The following is a 19416-nucleotide window of genomic DNA, read 5'->3' on the forward strand; positions in this document are numbered from 1 at the left end:
GATGGCTGAGCCGTTCCTTGGTAGCGAAGCCATTGCTGATGGAACGCTGACCAGAAGTCAGCTAGCTACCCGCTACACCAGGCTGTTCCGGGATGTCTATGTCAATCGGGATGTAGAAGTAACTGCCGCATTGCGCGCGAAAGCGGGATGGCTTTGGGCAAAGCGGCGAGGAGTTGTCGCCGGTCTGTCTGCTGCCGCCTTGCACGGTTGTAAGTGGGTAGACGGCACGACGACGGTCGAATTGATCCATGCGAACCGCCACCGATTGCCGGGTATTCATACGCGCGGGGACTCCATAGAGGAAGACGAGATCACCATCGTTACCGGTGTTCCGGTGACTACGCCGGCCAGGACAGTGCTCGATCTCGGTTGCTGGTACCCAACCACGAGCGCGGTCGCCGCTATCGACTCGTTGGCTCGTGCGGCGGAATTCAAGGCTGCTGATGTAGAGCTGTTTGCTCAGCGCTACTCAGGACGGCGCGGCATCGCACGCGCACGCCGGGCGCTCATTCTGTTTGACGCAGGAGCGCAGTCCCCGAAGGAGACGTGGTTACGGCTGGTTCTGGTGGAGGCTGGACTACCGCGGCCGCAGACGCAAATCCCGGTCCGCAATGAATTCGGCCAGGCGATTGCCTATCTGGACATGGGCTGGGAGGACGTCAAGGTCGCAGTGGAGTACGACGGAGATCAGCACCGCAGCGATCGGTCCCAATTCGCTTGGGATATCCGGCGATTGGAGAGTTTGCAGCACAAGGGCTGGATCGTGATCCGCGTCGTCGCAGCGGATCGGCCTGCCGACATTGTCCGGCGAGTCCGCGCTGCCCTCGCCCGCCGAACGTGAAGTTAGTTTCACGCTCGACCTCGAACGTGAAGTTAGCTTCACGCTCGCCCTGCTGAAGTAAGGCGGGAGGCGAAACGACCTACGCGGGCACCAGTTCGACGCCGGAGAGCACGACGGCGTTGTCGCGCGAGGGCGCGACAACGCTGGCCAGGAAGCGGCCTTCAGAAGACGTCGAGTCCTTCCAGATGCGGACCTTGAGCGTCTCGCCGGGGAAGGCCACCCCGGCGAAACGCGCGCCGTAGGCCGCCACCGCGCCGGCGTCGCCGTCAAGTAGCGCATCGGTGATCGCCTTGCAGGTCATGCCGTAGGTGCACAGCCCGTGCAGGATGGGCTGTGAAAAGCCTGCGGCGGCAGCGAATTCGGGATCGGAGTGCAGCGGGTTGCGGTCGCCGCACAGCCGGTAGAGCAATGCCTGCTGCGGGAGGATGGGCATGTCGACCTCGAGATCGGGGGCCCGGTCCGGCGCGCCGTCCGAGGTCGACGGGCCACGCTCGCCGCCGAATCCGCCCTCGCCGCGGGCGAAGATCGACCGGCGCTGGGTCCACAACAGTGTGCCGTCAGGTGCGGTCACCGTCGTCTCGCTCCAGATGACCGCAGCCTTGCCCTTGTCCCAGATGTCGGTGAACCGGGTGACGGCCTTGGCCGAGCCGGACGGCGGGAGCGGAGCTGGCGCCTCGACTCGCTCGCTGGCGTGCAGCACCCTGCCCAGTTCGATGTCGATGCCGGGAAACTTCACGGTCGGCGGTTTGGTGGCGTGGAAGGTGGCGGCCACGTTGCCGAACGTCGGCAGCACCTGCGGGGTGTCATCAATCAGGTAGCGCAGTTCACGCGGGTCCATCGGATCGGCGCCCGCGCCCAGGCCGAGATGGTAGAGCTGAACATCGCTGCTGGCCCAGGAGAATTCGATGGGATCCAGCTCAGCGTTCAGCGCAACGTCTACGTCGATTGGCATCTCAGCACTCCTCCGCGATGTGCAACGCCGCCAGGTAGCCGAACGTCATGGCCGGACCGATGGTGCCACCCGGGCCGGGGTACGTGTGGCCCATCACCGGAGCGCTGACATTGCCCGCGGCGTAAAGGCCTTCGATGATACTGCCGTCATCGCGCAGCGCCCTGGCGTGCACGTCGGTGCGGATGCCGCCCTTGGTGCCCAGGTCGCCGGGCACCATCTTGGCCGCGTAATACGGCGCGTGACTGATCTCGCCGAGGTTGGGGTTCGGCTTGTTGGTCGGGTCACCGTAGTACTTGTCGTAGGCGCTCTCGCCGCGCTGGAAGTCGGCGTCGATGCCTGAGCGTGCGAATCCGTTGAAACGTTCCACGGTCGCGTTGAATTCGTCTACCGGAAGGCCGGCTTTCTGCGCCAGTTCCGCCAGTGTGTCGGCCTGGATGATGACGCCGGACTCCAACCACTTACGCGGAATGCGTTGTCCGGGCTGCAATCCCGCGAAGATGTAGCGGTCCCTGTACTGCTGGTCGAACACCAGCCAGGCGGGAATGTTCTCGCCGGGTCCCGGCCCCTGGCCGTATTCGCCCCCGTACATGTGATGGCACGCTTCGACATAGGGCATAGATTCGTTCATGAACCGCTTGCCCGACATGTTGACGATGATCGACCCCGGCGAGTTGCGCTCGGACAACGCGAACCACGGTGCACCCACCAGCGGAACGGTCGGCCCCCACCAGGCGTCTTCCATGATATCCAGTGCGGCGCCGAGCTTTTCGCCCGCCAGAATTCCGTCGCCGGTGTTGGCCACCGCGCCGACGGTCCACTCGGTGGTGATCGGCGCGCGCTGGTACTTCACCCGCATCTGTTCGTTGTGCTCGAACCCACCCGAGGCCAGGATCACGCCGCGCCGGGCCCGGATCAGCCGGGGCTCACCCGATTCGGCGTCGTCGGCGCCACGCACGTAGACACCGCGCACCACGCCGTCTTCGACGTAGAGGTCGGTGAGCGCGGTGTTGAGCACCACCGGAACCCCGGCCTGCTGCAACCCGATCCGCAGCGGCCCGATCAGCGCCCGGCCCATGCCGACCAGGTTCTTGCCGGTCGCCTTGGCCCACATGGTGCGGGCACCGACCTTCAGGCTGCGCAGCACACCGCGGGGGTGGCGCTTCAGCTGATTCAGCCGCACGTAATCCTGTTGCATCACCACGACGTTCAGCGGAACCTTGCCGTACGCCGGCTCCAGGCCCGATTCGTCGGCACCGAGCTTGCGGGCGTTGAACGGTTTCGGTTCGATCGATCGGCCCTCGGCGCGCCCGCCCGGCGACTCAGGGTAGTAGTCGGAGTACTTCGGTACCCAGCACATCTTCAACGGTGTGTGCTTCAGCACGAAGGACAGCATTTCGGGTCCGCGCTCGAGGTAGGTGTCGATGCGTTCCGGCTCGACGACGCTGCCGACGATCCCGTGCAGATAGGTGCGGGCGGCCTCGGCGGTATCGCGGACCCCGTCACGCTTGAGCACTTCGTTATTTGGGATCCAAACGCCGCCGCCCGACCGCGCTGTCGAGCCGCCGAAATGCGGGGCCTTCTCGATGACTATGGTGGAAAGACCCCGGTGAGCGGCGGTAAGGGCGGCGACCATGCCGGCTCCGCCGCTCCCGACCACGACGACGTCGTACTCCTGCGCTGACATGTAGAACACGTTATAGAATTGCCCGGGGCGACCGCTACTGGCCCGGTCGACCGTACGAGGAGACTTGGAAAAATGCTCAGTGTTGCTACTCGCGACGAGCTGGCTGCCGACTTGGCGCAAGCCGAGCGAAGCGGCGAGCCGATCGCCCCGCTCACCGCCGCCTACCCGGACATCGACGTCGTCGACGCCTACGAGATTCAGCTGATCAATATCCGGCAGAGAGTCGCGGAGGGGGCCCGGGTGCTGGGCCACAAGGTCGGCCTGTCGTCGTTGGCGATCCAGCAAATGATGGGCGTCGACGAGCCGGACTACGGACATCTGCTCGACGAGATGCAGCTGTTCGAAAACATCCCGGTCAAGGCGAATCGCTATCTGTACCCGCGGGTCGAGGTGGAAGTCGGTTTCGTCCTCAACGCGGACCTGCCGGGCGCCGGCTGCACCGAGGACGACGTGCTGGCGGCCACCGAGGCACTGGTCCCGTCCATTGAGCTGATCGACACCCGGATCACCGACTGGAAGATCGAACTGTGCGACACCATCGCCGACAACGCTTCGTCGGCGGGCTTCGTGCTCGGTGAGGCCCGTGTTTCCCCGAGCGAGATCGACATCAAGGGCATCGACGCCGTGTTGCGCTGCAACGGTGAGGTCGTCGCCGAAGGCCGTACCGACGCGGTCCTGGGTAACCCGGTCACCGCGGTGGCCTGGCTGGCCCGCAAGGTGGACGGTTTCGGCGTGCGGCTGCGCAAGGGCGACGTGGTGCTGCCCGGGTCCTGCACGCGAGCGATCGACGCACACCCCGGCGACAACTTCGTGGCCGACTTCGCGGGCCTCGGTTCGGTGCGGTTATCGTTCGAATAGGCTCGAATTAAATCGTCTAACTTAAATCTCGAACGCTTCGAAAAGGAGCATCATGCCGACTAAGGCGACCGTGGCCATTGTCGGGTCGGGGAACATCAGCACTGACCTGCTCTACAAGTTGCTCCGATCGGACTGGCTGGAACCCCGCTGGATGGTCGGCATCGACCCGGAAAGCGAGGGCTTGGCCCGGGCCCGCAAGCTGGGTTTGGAGACCACCCACGAGGGTGTGGACTGGCTGTTGGCGCAGTCCGAGAAGCCCGATCTGGTGTTCGAGGCGACCAGCGCCTACGTGCACCGCGACGCCGCACCCAAGTACGAGGCCGCCGGGATCAGGGCCATCGATCTGACGCCGGCCGCCGTGGGTCCGGCGGTGATCCCGCCGGCCAACCTGCGCCAGCACCTGGACGCACCGAACGTCAACATGATCACCTGCGGCGGGCAGGCGACCATTCCGATCGTCTACGCGGTGTCGCGCGCGGTCGCCGACCTCGGGGGCGTGCCGTATGCCGAAATCGTCGCCTCGGTCGCCTCGCTGTCGGCCGGGCCGGGCACCCGGGCCAACATCGACGAGTTCACCAAGACCACCAGCAGGGGTGTGGAGACCATCGGCGGCGCCAAGCGCGGCAAGGCGATCATCATCCTCAACCCCGCCGACCCGCCGATGATCATGCGCGACACCATCTTCTGCGCCATCCCCGAGGACGCCGATCGGGATGCGATCGCCAAGTCCATCCGTGACGTGGTGGCCGAGGTGCAGACCTACGTGCCGGGATACCGGCTGCTCAACGAGCCCCAGTTCGACGACCCGTCGATCAACTCCGGGGGCCAGGCGCTGGTCACCACGTTCGTCGAGGTCGAGGGCGCCGGCGATTACCTGCCCTCGTATGCGGGCAACCTGGACATCATGACCGCCGCGGCGACCAAGGTCGGCGAGGAGATCGCCAAGGAGTCCTTGAGCGCGACGGCCGGAGGAGCGCAATCATGAGCACCCGCGCCGTCGACGATGCAAAGCGAAGCGATGAGGAGGAGTGGCGCCATGACCGGTGACATTTTCTTCAACCCGATCTGGGACGTCCGGATGACCGACACGTCGTTGCGGGACGGCTCGCACCACAAGCGTCACCAGTTCACCAAGGACGAGGTCGGCGCCATCGTGGCCGCCCTGGACACCGCGGGTGTGCCCGTCATCGAGGTCACCCACGGCGACGGCCTGGGTGGGTCGAGCTTCAACTACGGGTTCTCCAAGACCCCCGAGCAGGAACTGATCAAGCTGGCCGCCGAGACGGCCAAAGAGGCCAAGATCGCCTTTTTGATGCTGCCCGGCGTCGGCACCAAGGAAGACATCAAAGAGGCCCAGGACAACGGCGGGTCGATCTGCCGGATCGCCACCCACTGCACCGAGGCCGACGTGTCGATCCAGCACTTCGGTCTGGCCCGCGAACTCGGCCTGGAAACCGTCGGGTTTCTGATGATGAGCCACACCATCCCGCCTGAGAAGCTGGCCGCCCAGGCCCGCATCATGGCCGACGCCGGCTGCCAGTGTGTCTATGTGGTCGACTCGGCCGGAGCGCTGGTCCTCGAAGGCGTGCGCGACCGGGTCGCCGCGCTGGTCGACGAGTTGGGGTCGGACGCTCAAGTTGGTTTTCATGGCCACGAGAACCTCGGGCTGGGCGTGGCCAATAGCGTCGAGGCCGTCCGGGCCGGCGCCAAGCAGATCGACGGTTCCTGCCGCCGGTTCGGCGCCGGGGCGGGCAACGCGCCCGTGGAGGCGCTGATCGGAGTGTTCGACAAGATCGGCGTGAAGACCGGGATCGACTTCTTCGACATCGCCGACGCCGCCGAAGAGGTGGTCGCCCCCGCCATGCCCGCCGAGTGCCTGCTCGACCGCAACGCGCTGATCATGGGCTATTCCGGCGTCTATTCGAGCTTCCTCAAGCACGCCATCCGGCAGGGTGAGCGCTACGGCGTCCCACCGCATGAGCTGCTGCACCGCGCCGGCCAGCGCAAACTCATCGGCGGCCAAGAGGACCAGCTGATCGACATCGCGCTGGAGATCAAGCGCGAGCAAGAAAGCGGCGCCGCGGCTACCACATAGCCCGGGATTTTGGCGGCACTCCGCACAGGTCCCGCATAGCTATCGCGAGTACGCTGAGGTGGCATGAGCACGACATCGAAGAAAGTCGGCCTGCTCGCCGGGGGGCTGCTAACCGCTACCGCTGCGACCATGATTGCGCTGCCAGTGGCTAACGCCCAACCGTGCAATCAGGACGTGGGTTCATCCATCGACTCGTACCTGCAGCGGCATCCCGACCTCCACCAGCAACTGCAGGCCAAGTCGGAGGCGGAGGGCGGTAACGGCAACGTCATCGACTACCTCAATCGGCATCCCGACGTCCGCCAGCACCTGATCGACCTTTCCCACGCGTGCCCTCCCTAGTGAGTCGGCGTCGTCCTTGAACGCCGCGGGCGACGCGCGGGAATGTTCGCCATTGACGAAAAAGTAGAACACGTTCTAGCGTCTAGGCGTGTTCTCTGATTCCCTCACCGCCGCGATCGCAGAGGCCGAGCAGTTGGTGGCCGACGCGCCGTTCATCGAGACCGAAGCCGACCTGCTCGAAGGGCTGCAGTATCTAGCCGGCTGTATCTCGGGCTGCATCCATTTGGCCGTGGACTACGACCGCGACCATCCCTTCCTGCAGTCGGGCACCGGGCCGTTCACCAAGATGGGCCTCGACAATCCCGATACCCTCTACTTCGGCACCCGGGTGCACGCCGACCACGAGTACGTGGTCACCGGCAGGCGCGGTACCACCACCGACCTGAGTTTCCAGCTGCTCGGCGGCGAGTACACGGACGACTTCGTGCCCGTCAGCCAGGCCGCGTTCGACGACCGCGAACTCGAGATAGCGCCCGACGGCAGCTTCGAGTGGCGGGTGCGCCCGACGAGTCCGGGGCAACTGGTGATCCGCGAGGTGTATGGCGACTGGTCGGCGCAGCGCGGCACGCTGGCCATCGCCCGCACGGACACGGCGGGCACCGCACCGCCTCCGTTGACCCGTCAGCTCATCGAAAAGCGTTATGCCACAGCGGCAAAGCAGTTGGTGCAACGGGTGAAGACGTGGCTCCAATTCCCTCAGTGGTTTTACCTGGACCTCCCGGTCAACACCATGGTCCCGCCGCGACTGACTCCCGGCGGCCTGGCCACGCAATACTCGTCCGTCGGGCACTTCGACCTGCGGCCCGATCAGGCGATGGTGATCACCATCCCGGTCACCGACGCGCCCTACCTCGGCTTCCAACTGGGCAGCCTCTGGTACATCTCGCTGGACTACATCAACCACCAGACCTCCCTGAACAACACTCAGGCACAGGCGGATCCGGACGGCAAGGTGCGCATCGTCGTCGCCGACCAGAACCCGGGAGTGACCAACTGGGTGGAGACGCTCGGCCATCGGCGGGGCTTCCTGCAGTTCCGTTGGCAGCGGGTGTCGCGCGAGCTCGCCGACGCCGACGGTCCCACGGTCGAGGTGGTCGACATCGACAAGGTTCCGGCCGTGCTGCCGTATTTCGATCAGAACAAGATTTCAGAGGACGACTGGCGCTCCCGGATCGCGCTGCGCCACCAACAGATTCAGGCGAGGATGCTGGGATGACGAAGTTGCTCGACGGCAAGGTAGTGGTGATCAGCGGCGTCGGCCCGGGTCTGGGCACGACGCTGGCGCACCGATGCACGCGAGAGGGCGCCGACCTGGTGCTGGCGGCCCGCACCGTCGAACGCCTGGACGACGTCGCCAAGCAGATCGTCGACCTCGGAGGCCGTGCGACAACGGTGCGCACCGACATCACCGAGGACGACCAGGTGAGCAACCTGGTCGATGCCACCTTGGAGGCCTACGGCAAGGTTGATGTGCTGATTAACAACGCCTTCCGGGTGCCGTCGCTGAAACCGTTCTCGGGCACCAGCTTCCAGCATATCCGCGACGCGATCGAACTCAGCGCGCTCGGCGCACTGCGGCTCATCCAGGGGTTCACGCCGGCGCTGGCCGAGTCCAAGGGCTCGATCGTCAACGTGAATTCCATGGTGCTGCGGCACTCGCAGGCGAAATACGGCGCCTACAAGATGGCCAAGTCCGCTCTGCTGTCCATGTCGCATTCGCTGGCCACCGAGCTTGGCGAGCAGGGGATCCGGGTCAATTCCGTTGCACCCGGCTATATCTGGGGCGAGACACTGCAGGGCTACTTCAACCACCAGGCCGGTAAGTACGGCACCACGGCCGAGCAGATCTACGAGGCCACCGCGGCCGGCTCCGACCTGAAGCGGCTGCCGACCGAGGACGAGGTGGCCTCGGCGATCCTGTTCATGGCCAGCGACCTGTCCAGCGGCATCACCGGGCAGACCCTGGACGTCAATTGCGGGGAGTACCACACCTAATGGCAGAACGCACCGATGTCGGCACCGTTGACGACCTGAAAGCTTCGGCAAGCAAGATGATCGGGCTGGACGATTTCGGTAGTAACGACGACAACTACCTTGAAGCGCTGGAAGTGCTGCTGGACTCCTACCGGCGCGACGCCGACTTGACGCCGTTGGGCAGCAAGATGAATCGCTTCTTCCTGCGCGGTGCGCTGGTGGCGCGACTGCTGTCCGAGGCCGCCTGGAAGCAGTACCCGCAGTACGCCGACGTCGCCATCGAACGCCCCATATTCGTCACCGGTCTGGTGCGCACCGGCACCACTGCCTTGCATCGGCTTCTTGGCGCCGATCCCGCGCACCAGGGCCTGCATCTGTGGTTGGCCGAATTTCCGCAGCCACGGCCGCCTCGTGAAACCTGGGATTCCAACCCGTATTACAGCCAACTGAACGCGCAGTTCAACAAGCACCATGCCGAAAACCCGGACTACACGGGTCTGCATTTCATGGCCGCATACGAGCTGGAGGAGTGCTGGCAGCTGCTGCGGCAGTCGCTGCATTCGGCGTCCTACGAAACCCTGGCGCACCTGCCCACTTACTCGCAGTGGCTGGCCCGGCAGGACTGGACGCCGTCGTATCAGCGGCACCGCCGCAACCTTCAGCTGATCGGTCTCAACGACGCCGACAAGCGGTGGGTGCTCAAGAATCCCAGCCACCTGTTCGCGCTGGACGCGTTGATGGCGACCTATCCCGACGCGTTGGTGATTCAGACTCATCGTCCGGTCGAGACGATCATGGCCTCGATGTGCTCGCTGGCGCAGCACACCGCCGAGGGATGGTCGACGTCATTCACCGGAGCCCAAATCGGCGCTGACGCAATGGAAACCTGGTCACGGGGGCTGGAGCGGTTCAACACCGCACGGGCCAAATACAGCCCGTCCCAGTTCTACGACGTCGACTATAAGGAATTGATCGCCGACCCGATGGGCACCGTCGCCGACATCTACCGGCACTTCGGCCTGACGTTGACCGAAGAGGCCAAAGCGGCCATGGAGAAAACACACGCCGACAGCCAGTCTGGAGCGCGGGCGCCGAAGCACACCTACTCGCTGGCCGACTACGGACTCAGCACCGAGACGGTCAAGGAGCGGTTCGCGGACCTGTGATCACGGGCGCCACAATGGTTTCCGTGCTCCGGCGGGCATAAGACCAGTGCTCCCGGACGCGGGACCGATGATGCGGGTGCGACGCCCGGGGGAGAGCCGGTGCCTGGCGCGGGCGGTGTTGCGGGCGTGCCGGGGGATCAGTCCTGGTCCGGTTCGTCGTCGGCGTCGAGGTAGCCCTCGGCGACCGCATGCTCAATGCTGTCAGCCAATTTGGGACACGACCGGGTGCGCGCGGTGTTGCCGCCGGACTCGCGTACCTCCGTGAAATGCGCGCAGCGCTGCCAGGCCTCGGTGTTCCATTGCACCGCGGTGTGCCCCGGCCCGAGCCTGCGGACGGTGACCCGCACGTGGCAGAACCGGCAGTCCACCGGCAGCAGACCCGAGTTGAGGTACCGCTCGCGGTCGGCGCGACTGGCCTCGGCAACGGCTGCGGCGCGCTGCGGGTCATCGGCGAAATCTCTTGATTTCGACGCTAAACCGGAACGCGCACCGCCCTTGCGTTCGGGGCCGGCCGGATGCTCGTCGTGATCATGATGATCGCCGTGCAGCAACAACATCGACCGCGCAAGCTGATCGACGTCAGGTACCGCCGGCTGATCGTCGCCCATGATTTTTAGTGTTGCTTGGCCGGCACGTCGTCAGGAACCGCCTGGTCCGCGTCGGAGTCCTTGGCGGCCTTGAGGTTTTCCTCGACCTCGGCATTCCAGTACTCGTTGGCGCGGGTGGTGTCCACCTCGATCTCGAAGCGCTCCACCATTTCCGGCTCGATGTCGGCGACGTCGACGTAGAACTGCTGATACCAACGGCGCAACTGGTAGACCGCACCGTCCTCTTCGACCAGCAGCGGATTGTCGATGCGGGTCTTGTGCTTCCAGATCTCGACGTCCTGCAGGAAGCCCTTGCTGACGCCCTCGGTGAATACCTTCGACAGCTTGTCGGTCATCTTTTCGTCCATGCCCTTGGGCTTTTCGACGATGACGCCCCACTGCAGCACGAAAGAGTTCTGGGTCACCGGGTAGTGGCAGTTGATCAGGATCGACTCGGCCTTGTAGCCGCCGTAGCTGTTGTGCAGCCAGTTGATCATGAACGACGGCCCGAAGTAGGACGCCTCGGAATCCAGATGCGCCTCACCGTAGGACGTGCCCAGATCATTGACGTCGGGCCGGCCCACGTTGTGCAGGAACTGCGACGCGATGTGACCCTCGAAGACGTTCTTGAAATACGTCGGCAACCCGAAATGGATGTAGAAAAAGTGCGCCATGTCGGTGACGTTGTCGATGATGTCGCGGCAGTTGGACCCCTCGATGAGGATGCGGTTCCACCGCCACTCCGTCCACTCGTCGCTGTGCGACTCCGGGATGTCGGGAATGCGCACGGCGGGGTCCGGCGGGTTGTTTTCGTGATCGTGCCAGACGAACAGCAGGCCGCCGCGCACGTCCGTCGTCCACGACCGGGTGCGGGCCGTCTTGGGGGTGCGCTTGGCGTAGGGGACCAGCTTGCAGCGGCCGTCACCGCCCCAGCGCCAGTCGTGGAACGGGCAGGCGACCTCGTCGCCCTTGATGGTGCCCTCCGACAGGTCGCCGCCCATGTGGCGGCAGTAGCCGTCGAGGACCTTCAGCTCGCCCTGCGAGTCGGCAAAAACCACCAGCTTGGTGCCGAAAGCCTCGATCGCATGCGGCTTGCCGTCCTGGAAGTCCTTTGCGACCCCCAGGCAGTGCCAACCGCGGGCGTACCTGGTCGGCAATGCGCCGGGATCGATTTCCCGGATGCCGACCGCCTTGGTGTCGGTACTCACCCTGTCACCTCCAACTCACTACGCCTCTAACTAGAACACGTTACAGTTTTGCGGCGGGGGCGCGCAACGAAGGCGAGCCTGGCCGGGGCACCGGGCGGCGTATGCGGGAGCGGGGGTATATCTAAACGATGCCGCTGTTTGCGTTCGAGGGCCGCGCGCCACGGGTCGATCCCACCGCTTTTGTGGCCCCGACGGCAACCCTGATCGGCGAGGTCGTGGTGGAGGCCGGGGCGTCGGTCTGGTTCAACGCCGTATTGCGCGGCGACTACGGGCCCGTCGTGGTGCGCGAAGGCGCCAATGTCCAGGACGGATCGGTGTTGCACGCGCCGCCCGGTATCCCGGTCGACATCGGTCCGGGCGCGACGGTCGCGCATCTGTGCGTCATTCACGGGGTCCACGTCGGGCCTGAGGCGCTGATCGCGAACCACGCCACGGTTCTGGACGGTGCGGTGATCGGTGCGCGCAGCCTGGTCGCCGCGCACTCACTGGTGACGGCCGGCACCCAGATTCCCGCCGGGATGCTGGCGGTCGGCGCACCCGCTCAGATCCGGGGCCCGGTCGCCGGGACCGGCGCCGAAATGTGGGTGAAGGTGAACCCGCAGGCCTACCGGGACCTCGCTCAACGGCATCTGGCCGGGCTGGAACCGCTTTAGATCTTGCGCGTGTTGGCCGCCGCGCGCTCCATCTCCCAGTAGGCGCGCAGGGCCACTATCTTGCCCTCGGCGTCGGCTTTGTAGGTGAACACGCCCTCGGCTGTCGTCTGGTACTCACCCGTCGTGATGAGGATGTGCCCGACGTTGGCTTCCTCGTTGCCGCACTGGTAGGTGTCGCGGAAGAAGAACTCGATCTTCGTGGTGGGGGCAATCGCCTTGTCCCAGAAGACCGAGATCGCGTCGCGGCCTCGGTGCCCGACCCCCTCGGGGTCGAACACCGAGGGCCCGATCGGGTCTTCGACGATGGCGTCGTCGGCGAACACCGCCAGCCAGGCGTCCTTGTCCCGGGCCGCCACCGCCTCGCGGGAGCGGCGGCCGGCCTCGTGCGCGGGATGCTCAGTCACCGGCGCCGCTCCTTCGCATCGCTGCGCTCTGCGTCGTCGTCGGCGCGCTCACGCATCTACCTTCTGGGCCGCGGGCTTGTCGGCGCCCACCACCCACATCGAGTAGTACTGCGAGCCGCCGCCATAGGCGTGCCCCAAGGCCTTTCGCGCGTTGGGCACCTGGTGGTCGCCGCCCTTGCCCATCACCTGGATGGCCGCTTCGGCAAAGCGGATCAGGCCCGAGGCGCCGATCGGGTTCGACGACAGCACGCCGCCCGACGGGTTGACCGGCAACCGGCCGCCGATCTTGGTCTCGCCGGCTTCGGTAAGTTTCCAGCCTTCGCCCTCGGCGGCAAACCCGAGGTTTTCCAACCACATCGGCTCGAACCAGGAGAACGGCACGTAGATTTCCGCGGCGTCGATCTCGTCGATGGGGCTTTCGATGCCGGCGGCCTTCCACAGCGCCGCGGCCGCGTCGCGGCCGGCCTGTGGGCTGACCTGGTCGCGCCCGGCGAACTGCAGCGGCTCGGTGCGCAACGCCGTGGCATGGATCCAGGCGACCGGATGTCCTTGCGCCAAGCGGGCTTCCGCGGCTTCCTCATTGCCGATCACGACGGCGGCGGCACCGTCGGATGAGGGGCAGGTCTCGTCGTACCGGATCGGATCCCACAGCATCGGGGACTCCATCACCTTCTCGACGGTGATGTCCGGCTGATGCAGATGCGCCAACGGATTACGGGCGCCGTTGAGCCGGTCCTTGACCGCGACGATGGCGCCGATGTTCAACGGTGCCCCGGAGCGACGGATGTACGACCGCACGTGCGGCGCGAAGTACCCGCCCGCGCCCGCGCCCACCGGCTTGATAAAGGGGATCGGAATCGACAACGCCCACATGGCGTTTGACTCGGACTGCTTCTCCCAGGCCATCGCGAGCACCCGCCGATACTTGCCCGACTGCACCAGGCTGGCGGCCACCACCGCGGTGGATCCGCCGACCGAACCCGCGGTGTGCACCCGGATCATCGGCTTGCCGGTGGCGCCCATGGCGTCGGCCATGAACAGCTCGGGCATCATCACGCCCTCGAAGAAGTCCGGTGCCTTGCCGACGACGACGGCGTCGATGTCGTCGAAGGTGGACCCGGAGTCTTCCAGCGCGCGGTCGATCGCTTCGCGCACCAGGCCGTTCATCGAAACGTCTTTGCGCTTGGCGACGTACTTCGTCTGCCCGGTACCTAGTACCGCAGCAACGTTCGGCCCTGCACCGGCCATCAGTTCTTTCCTTCCATCACCGCGACCAGGTTCTGTTGTAGCGCAGGCCCGCTGGTAGCGTGCGCCAGCACCCGCTCAGCCGAGCCGTTCCAGATGTGTTGTGCCGCAAAGCCGATGCGTTCGAGGCCGGCGACAAACATGGGGTTGGCCGCCAGCGCGCCGCCGGACGGGTTGACCTTGGTCGGGCCCGGTATCCGGATGGCTTCCTCGATGATCAGGTGCTGGTGGGTGAACGGCGCGCAGATCTCGGCCACGTCGAGGTTGTCGGTCCTGCCGCCCGTGGCCACGTGGGCCGCGGCCTTGGTCGACGGGGATTCGGTGAGGTCGCGCGCGCCCAGCGAGGGGGTTTCGATGCGGTGTTCGATTCCGGTTATCCAGGCGGGGTTTTCGCGCAGTTCGCGTGCCCGGTCACCGGCCGCGAGCACGATCGCCGCGGCGCCGTCGGTGATCGGAGCGATGTCGTGACGGCGTAGCGGTTCGGCGAAGAACGGCCGCTCGAGCAGTTCGGCGACGCTGATCGACCCCTCCACATTGTCCACCCGGCGCGCGTTGGCGAAGGAGTCGAAGGCCACGCGCGCCATCTGCTCTTCGTTCCACTTGCCGCTGTCGAGCCCGAGGCGCGCCTGCAGCCCGGCCATCGAAATCGAATCCGGCCACAACGGCGCGACGGTGTACGGGTCGGTCTGCCGCGTCAGGATCTGGCGCAGAATGCCGGCCGAGGACTTGCCGAAGCCGTACACCAGCGCGGTGTCGACCTCGCCGGTGAGGATTTTGATGTAGGCCTCGTAAAGTGCCCAGGCCGCGTCCATCTCGACGTGCGATTCGTTGATCGGCGGGACGGCGCCGATCGAGTCGATCGCCGAGATGAACGAAAATGCCCGTCCGGCAAGGTAATCGGATGACCCGGAACACCAGAAGCCGATATCGGTCCTGCTGATGCCCAGCTCCTCGTACAGCTCGGCGAAGCACGGGATCAACATCTCGACACCGTTGGTGGTGCCGTCGGTGCGGCGGACATGCGGCGCGTGGGCAAAGCCGACCACCGCAACGTTGCGAGCGCTCATGTGCAGGTAAGCCCTTTACAGGTGGTGCTTGTAGGTGTCGTACTCGGCGTCGGGTTCCCCGGTCGGCCGGAAGTACTCGATGTTGTCGATGCCAAATCCCCACTCCTCGCGGGGTTTCCACACCGCCTCGACGCGCATGCCCATCCGTACTTCGTGGGCGTCGATGTCGGCGACCAGGTGCAGGAAGGGGATGTCGGCTCCGTCGAGCAGTACGTAAGCCGCCACATAGGGCGGCTTGATGCGCTGACCCTGAAACGGGATGTTGATGATCGCGAACGTCGTGACGGTGCCCTTGTCCGGCAACTCCACGAACTCGGTCGTCGGCTGGCCGGTGGCCGGGTCGGCGCCGTGCGGGGGGAAGTAAACCTTGCCGCTCTCGCCGGTGCGCGCGCCCAGCAGCTTGCCCTGCGCGATGGCGCGCAGGTAGGCGCTCTCCTCGTGGGAGGCGGTGTGCTGAATGGTCAGCGAGATCGGGGTGACGATCATGGTCACCGGTTCTTTGTCGCCGTCCGGCTGCTCCGCGACGGCTTCGGCTTCCTCGCCGAGCGCGAAATACGCGATGTCGGTGATGGCGCCCACCGGCTCGTCGACCCAGTGCACGTGCACCCGGGCGCCGGTCTTGATGGCGGAAGGACCGGCGGCTCCAACGTCAACGGCGTGGATCAACGGGGTGTCAGCGCCGTCGAGCTTGATCAGCGCCCACGCGAACGGCCGGTCCAGTGGCTGGCCCTCGATGGGTTCGGGCTGCCAGGTCCACGAGACCACGGTGCCGACGCTGGACACCGGTACCATCTCGCCCAGCGGCTCATAGGTGACCGGGTCATACTCCGCCGGCGGAACGTGCACCCGGCCATCCGATCCGCGCACACCCAGGACGTGGCGGTCACGCAGTGCGGTGAAGAACTTGCTCAGCGTGGGGCCGACTGAACGGGTGTAGTCGAAGGACAACGTCAGTGGCGCGGAGAGCGGTGGCTCAGGGTGATCCATCAGGGGCGGGCTACTCGAGCTGGCTGTCACGCCATCGAGTAGAACAGGTTCTAAGAACGGATTCAACATCGGGTCGGCCGGAAGGGTTGAGTGACTATGAAGCTGGGATTGCAGCTGGGGTATTGGGGCGCTCAGCCGCCGCAGAACCACGGCGAGCTCGTCGCCGCGGCCGAGGAGGCCGGGTACGACGCCGTCTTCACCGCCGAGGCGTGGGGATCGGACGCCTACACACCGCTGGCGTGGTTGGGTTCGTCGACGTCGCGGGTGCGGCTGGGCACCTCGGTGGTCCAGCTGTCCGCCCGCACCCCGACGGCCTGCGCGATGGCGGCTCTGACGCTCGACCACCTTTCCGGCGGCCGGCACGTCCTCGGGCTCGGCGTCTCCGGGCCGCAGGTGGTCGAGGGCTGGTATGGCCAGTCATTCCCCAAGCCGCTGGCCCGCACCCGCGAATACATCGACATCATCCGCCAGGTGTGGGCGCGCGAGGCGCCGGTGACCAGCGACGGCCCGCACTATCCGCTGCCGCGCACCGGCGAGGGCACCACGGGCCTGGGCAAGCCGCTCAAGCCCATCACCCATCCGCTACGGGCCGACATCCCGATCATGCTGGGCGCCGAGGGGCCGAAAAACGTCGCGCTGGCCGCCGAGATCTGCGACGGCTGGCTGCCGATCTTCTACACGCCGCGGATGGCCGACACCTACAACGAGTGGCTGGACGAGGGCTTCGCCCGCCCGGGCGCACGCCGCAGCCGCGAGGACTTCGAGATCTGCGCGACGGCCAACATCGTCATCACCGAGGACCGCAGCGCCGCGTTCGCGGCCATGAAGCCCTACATCGCGCTCTACATGGGCGGGATGGGCGCCGAGGACACCAACTTCCACGCCGACGTGTACCGCCGGATGGGCTACGCCGAAGTGGTGGACGATGTGACCAAACTGTTCCGCAGCAACCAGAAGGACAAGGCCGCCGAAATCATCCCCGACGAGGTGATCGACGACGCGGCGATCGTCGGCGACATGGACTACGTGCGTAAGCAGATCAAGGCCTGGGAGGCTGCCGGAGTGACCATGATGGTGGTGTCCGGTCGCAGTACGGAGCAGGTCCGCGAGCTGGCGACCCTGATCTGACACCCGCGCACAACAAACTAGAACGCGTTCTAGTTTTCTTGCCAGGGGTCTAGAACGCGTTCTAGATTGTCCGGATGACCCGCCCGACGACGATGCAGAGCGCGCGGCGCGAGAAGGAGCAGCCGGGCACTCGGCACCGGCCCGGCCGGTCAGCCGAGCGGGTGGGCGTCGCCGAATGTCATCTCGACGTGGCCGACAGATCCAGAGACCATCGCCCGCTTCGGCAGGCCCAGCGACGCGAGCTCTTTGGCGTAGGCGTGATCGCCCAGTCGCAACGTCGCCCCGCCGAGCTGACCGCGCAGCCCGCGCACCCGCATCTCCCAGGGCACTTCCCGGGTGGTGCCGTCGGCAAAGGTGTAGGTATTCAGAACCTGCGGCCGGGACGTGAACATCGAGGGCACCGGCAATCCGCGGGCGAAGTCGATGCCGGCGATGTGCGCGCCGTCGGCGCTGACGTCGAATCCGAATCGGCCGCGCTCGCGAACGGTGAAGTCCGCCATGATCTTCGGGAATCCCCAGATCGACCGTCCGGCCTCCAGGGTGAAGCTCTGGTCGACGGGCAGATGATGGATGAACGCGGCCGCATCACCGAGTGCCCGCCAGCCGCGCGCCGTCGAGCCGGGCGGGTTGACCATGACGCAGGTGCCGAATTCGTTGTACTGCCCCAAATCGCCGTCGATATAGCGCGCCAGCATCAGGTTCACCACCGCCCGGCCGGGGCGGTGCCGGCAGACTTCCAGGCCGCTGTAGTCGATAAGGCGTTGTGCGGCTTGCGCATCCACCGAAAACATCGCGGTGTGCACCTCGGCTTTTCGTATCCGCACCGGCATGGTGAGGACTGTCCCCGCAACTACGTGTTGTGACTCAGGCATGCCGGTTACTGTAATCCGTTCGTCAACATATGGAGGCTGTAGATGACTTCGACCATCCCGGAAGCGATCTCGAACATCGACCTGACCGACGGCAACTTCTACGCCGACCGTCACACGTCGCGCGAGGCCTATCGCTGGATGCGGGCCAACCAGCCGGTGTTTCGTGATCGCAATGGATTGGCCGGTGCCACCACCTATCAAGCCATCCTCGACGCCGAGCGCAATCCGGAACTGTTCTCCAGCACGGGCGGCATCCGTCCCGATCAGCCCGGCATGCCCTACATGATCGACATGGACGATCCGGCACACCTGGTGCGGCGCAAGCTGGTCAACGCCGGCTTCACCCGCAAGCGGGTGAAGGAGAAGGAACCGTCCATCGCCAAGCTGTGCGACACCCTGATCGACGCGGTATGTGAGCGCGGCGAGTGTGACTTCGTTCGCGACATCGCCGCCCCGCTACCGATGGCGGTGATCGGCGACATGCTGGGCGTGCTGCCCCAGGAACGCGGCATGCTGCTGAAGTGGTCCGACGACCTGGTGTGCGGGCTGAGCTCGCACATCGACCCGGAATCGGAGGTCGCCCAGAGCGTGATGAACGCTTTCGCCGCCTACACCGCGTTCACCATGGACATCATCACCAAGCGGCGAGCCGAGCCCACCGACGACCTGTTCTCCATCCTGGTGAACGCCGAGGTCGAGGGGCAGCGGATGTCCGATGACGAGATCGTCATGGAGACGCTGCTCATCCTCATCGGCGGCGACGAAACCACGAGGCACACGCTGAGCGGGGGTACCGAGCAGCTGGTGCGCCACCGCGACCAGTGGGATGCCCTGGTGCGCGACCCCTCGTTGCTGCCTGGCGCCATCGAGGAGATGCTGCGCTGGACCTCGCCGGTGAAGAACATGTGCCGAATCTTGACCGCCGACACCGAATTCCACGGCACCTCGCTGCGTGAGGGCGAGAAGATCATGCTGCTGTTCGAGTCGGGCAACTTCGACGAGTCGGTGTTCGATGAGCCGGACACGTTCGACATCCGACGTAACCCCAACAGCCACATGGCTTTCGGCTTCGGGACGCATTTCTGCCTGGGGAACCAGCTCGCCCGGCTGGAGCTGTCGATGATGACCGAGCGGGTGCTCAAGCGGCTGCCGGATCTCCGGCTGGCCGAGGACGACTCGACCCTGCCGTTGCGCCCGGCGAACTTCGTCAGCGGCCTGGAAGCAATGCCGGTGGTGTTCACCCCGAGCGCCCCGCTGCTCGGCTGATTCGTGCGCCCGGGCGTGAGCGTTGTTGCGCCTCCCGTTCGCGAGCGTAAGCCCACTGCGGAAAATCGCGGAAGATTTCGCAGTGGG

20 protein-coding genes are annotated in these 19416 nt (G+C 65.7%); 11 read left to right on the plus strand and 9 right to left on the minus strand.

The window, feature by feature from the left end:
• Position 1 precedes the first annotated feature (1 nt).
• The gene (locus G6N50_RS23785; RefSeq protein ID WP_083095460.1) at positions 2 to 841 is read left to right on the plus strand and encodes a hypothetical protein; all 840 of its coding nucleotides are present in this window, start codon (positions 2 to 4) and stop codon (positions 839 to 841) included.
• A 79-nt stretch (positions 842 to 920) separates the two neighbouring features.
• Here the strand turns inward: G6N50_RS23785 and G6N50_RS23790 are convergent, their stop codons facing one another.
• Complete coding sequence (locus tag G6N50_RS23790) at positions 921 to 1793, minus strand: MaoC family dehydratase (protein ID WP_083095461.1); 873 nt, start codon at positions 1791 to 1793, stop codon at positions 921 to 923.
• 1 nt (position 1794) lies between these two features.
• Positions 1795 to 3477 (minus strand): 3-oxosteroid 1-dehydrogenase, encoded by a 1683-nt coding sequence (gene kstD, locus G6N50_RS23795; protein ID WP_083095511.1) that lies wholly within the window; start codon positions 3475 to 3477, stop codon positions 1795 to 1797.
• Between the two features lie 72 nt (positions 3478 to 3549).
• On the opposite strand from kstD, the gene G6N50_RS23800 reads away from it, so the two are divergent.
• The 7 genes from G6N50_RS23800 to G6N50_RS23830 all read left to right on the plus strand — a co-directional run bounded on the left by G6N50_RS23800 (position 3550) and on the right by G6N50_RS23830 (position 9912).
• The gene (locus tag G6N50_RS23800; protein ID WP_083095462.1) at positions 3550 to 4335 is read left to right on the plus strand and encodes a 2-keto-4-pentenoate hydratase; all 786 of its coding nucleotides are present in this window, start codon (positions 3550 to 3552) and stop codon (positions 4333 to 4335) included.
• Positions 4336 to 4387: 52 nt separating this feature from the next.
• Positions 4388 to 5320 carry an acetaldehyde dehydrogenase (acetylating) gene (locus G6N50_RS23805; protein WP_083095463.1) on the plus strand — a complete coding sequence of 311 codons (933 nt, stop codon included), beginning with the start codon at positions 4388 to 4390 and terminating at the stop codon, positions 5318 to 5320.
• Positions 5321 to 5371: 51 nt separating this feature from the next.
• On the plus strand, positions 5372 to 6430 hold the full coding sequence (dmpG, locus tag G6N50_RS23810) for a 4-hydroxy-2-oxovalerate aldolase (protein ID WP_083095464.1): 1059 nt from the start codon (positions 5372 to 5374) through the stop codon (positions 6428 to 6430).
• A gap of 63 nt (positions 6431 to 6493) precedes the next feature.
• Positions 6494 to 6772: a hypothetical protein gene (locus G6N50_RS23815; protein ID WP_083095465.1), complete on the plus strand. Its 279-nt coding sequence runs from the start codon at positions 6494 to 6496 to the stop codon at positions 6770 to 6772.
• An 88-nt stretch (positions 6773 to 6860) separates the two neighbouring features.
• Positions 6861 to 7988: a hypothetical protein gene (locus G6N50_RS23820; protein WP_083095466.1), complete on the plus strand. Its 1128-nt coding sequence runs from the start codon at positions 6861 to 6863 to the stop codon at positions 7986 to 7988.
• A complete protein-coding gene (locus G6N50_RS23825) occupies positions 7985 to 8767 on the plus strand; it encodes an SDR family oxidoreductase (protein WP_083095467.1) in 783 nt (260 codons plus the stop codon). Before G6N50_RS23820 ends, G6N50_RS23825 begins: the two co-directional genes overlap by 4 nt.
• The gene (locus G6N50_RS23830) at positions 8767 to 9912 is read left to right on the plus strand and encodes a sulfotransferase family protein (RefSeq protein WP_083095468.1); all 1146 of its coding nucleotides are present in this window, start codon (positions 8767 to 8769) and stop codon (positions 9910 to 9912) included. Before G6N50_RS23825 ends, G6N50_RS23830 begins: the two co-directional genes overlap by 1 nt.
• Before the next feature lie 137 nt (positions 9913 to 10049).
• On the opposite strand, the gene G6N50_RS23835 is transcribed toward G6N50_RS23830, so the two are convergent.
• The gene (locus G6N50_RS23835; RefSeq protein WP_083095469.1) at positions 10050 to 10520 is read right to left on the minus strand and encodes a hypothetical protein; all 471 of its coding nucleotides are present in this window, start codon (positions 10518 to 10520) and stop codon (positions 10050 to 10052) included.
• A 5-nt stretch (positions 10521 to 10525) separates the two neighbouring features.
• Positions 10526 to 11707 carry a Rieske 2Fe-2S domain-containing protein gene (locus G6N50_RS23840; protein ID WP_083095470.1) on the minus strand — a complete coding sequence of 394 codons (1182 nt, stop codon included), beginning with the start codon at positions 11705 to 11707 and terminating at the stop codon, positions 10526 to 10528.
• Positions 11708 to 11835: 128 nt separating this feature from the next.
• Here G6N50_RS23840 and G6N50_RS23845 point away from each other — a divergent pair, with 128 nt between their 5' ends.
• The gene (locus G6N50_RS23845; protein ID WP_083095471.1) at positions 11836 to 12360 is read left to right on the plus strand and encodes a gamma carbonic anhydrase family protein; all 525 of its coding nucleotides are present in this window, start codon (positions 11836 to 11838) and stop codon (positions 12358 to 12360) included.
• Here the strand turns inward: G6N50_RS23845 and G6N50_RS23850 are convergent.
• Genes G6N50_RS23850 through G6N50_RS23865 form a run of 4 tightly spaced genes read right to left on the minus strand, consistent with a single transcriptional unit; the run spans position 12357 to position 16093 of the window.
• Complete coding sequence (locus G6N50_RS23850) at positions 12357 to 12764, minus strand: nuclear transport factor 2 family protein (protein WP_083095472.1); 408 nt, start codon at positions 12762 to 12764, stop codon at positions 12357 to 12359. The genes G6N50_RS23845 and G6N50_RS23850 overlap by 4 nt on opposite strands.
• A 48-nt stretch (positions 12765 to 12812) precedes the next feature.
• Entirely contained in the window at positions 12813 to 14012 is a 1200-nt protein-coding gene (locus G6N50_RS23855) for a thiolase domain-containing protein (RefSeq protein ID WP_083095473.1), read from the minus strand.
• Positions 14012 to 15076: a thiolase domain-containing protein gene (locus tag G6N50_RS23860; protein WP_083095474.1), complete on the minus strand. Its 1065-nt coding sequence runs from the start codon at positions 15074 to 15076 to the stop codon at positions 14012 to 14014. The genes G6N50_RS23855 and G6N50_RS23860 overlap by 1 nt, the downstream gene beginning before the upstream one ends.
• A 15-nt stretch (positions 15077 to 15091) precedes the next feature.
• Positions 15092 to 16093 (minus strand): Zn-ribbon domain-containing OB-fold protein, encoded by a 1002-nt coding sequence (locus G6N50_RS23865; protein WP_179970057.1) that lies wholly within the window; start codon positions 16091 to 16093, stop codon positions 15092 to 15094.
• 66 nt (positions 16094 to 16159) lie between these two features.
• Here G6N50_RS23865 and G6N50_RS23870 point away from each other — a divergent pair, with 66 nt between their 5' ends.
• Entirely contained in the window at positions 16160 to 17191 is a 1032-nt protein-coding gene (locus G6N50_RS23870; RefSeq protein ID WP_067832846.1) for an LLM class F420-dependent oxidoreductase, read from the plus strand.
• 149 nt (positions 17192 to 17340) lie between these two features.
• Here G6N50_RS23870 and G6N50_RS23875 read toward each other — a convergent pair whose 3' ends face one another.
• Positions 17341 to 18063, minus strand: a complete 723-nt coding sequence (locus G6N50_RS23875; protein WP_083095476.1) for an acetoacetate decarboxylase family protein — start codon at positions 18061 to 18063, stop codon at positions 17341 to 17343.
• A 42-nt stretch (positions 18064 to 18105) separates the two neighbouring features.
• Between G6N50_RS23875 and G6N50_RS23880 the strand changes: the two genes are divergently transcribed.
• Positions 18106 to 19329, plus strand: coding sequence for a cytochrome P450 (locus G6N50_RS23880; RefSeq protein WP_083095477.1), 1224 nt, complete (start codon positions 18106 to 18108; stop codon positions 19327 to 19329).
• The last annotated feature ends 87 nt before the right edge of the window (positions 19330 to 19416 follow it).

It is taken from the genome of Mycobacterium mantenii (assembly GCF_010731775.1).
In the GTDB taxonomy this organism is placed as follows: domain Bacteria; phylum Actinomycetota; class Actinomycetes; order Mycobacteriales; family Mycobacteriaceae; genus Mycobacterium; species Mycobacterium mantenii.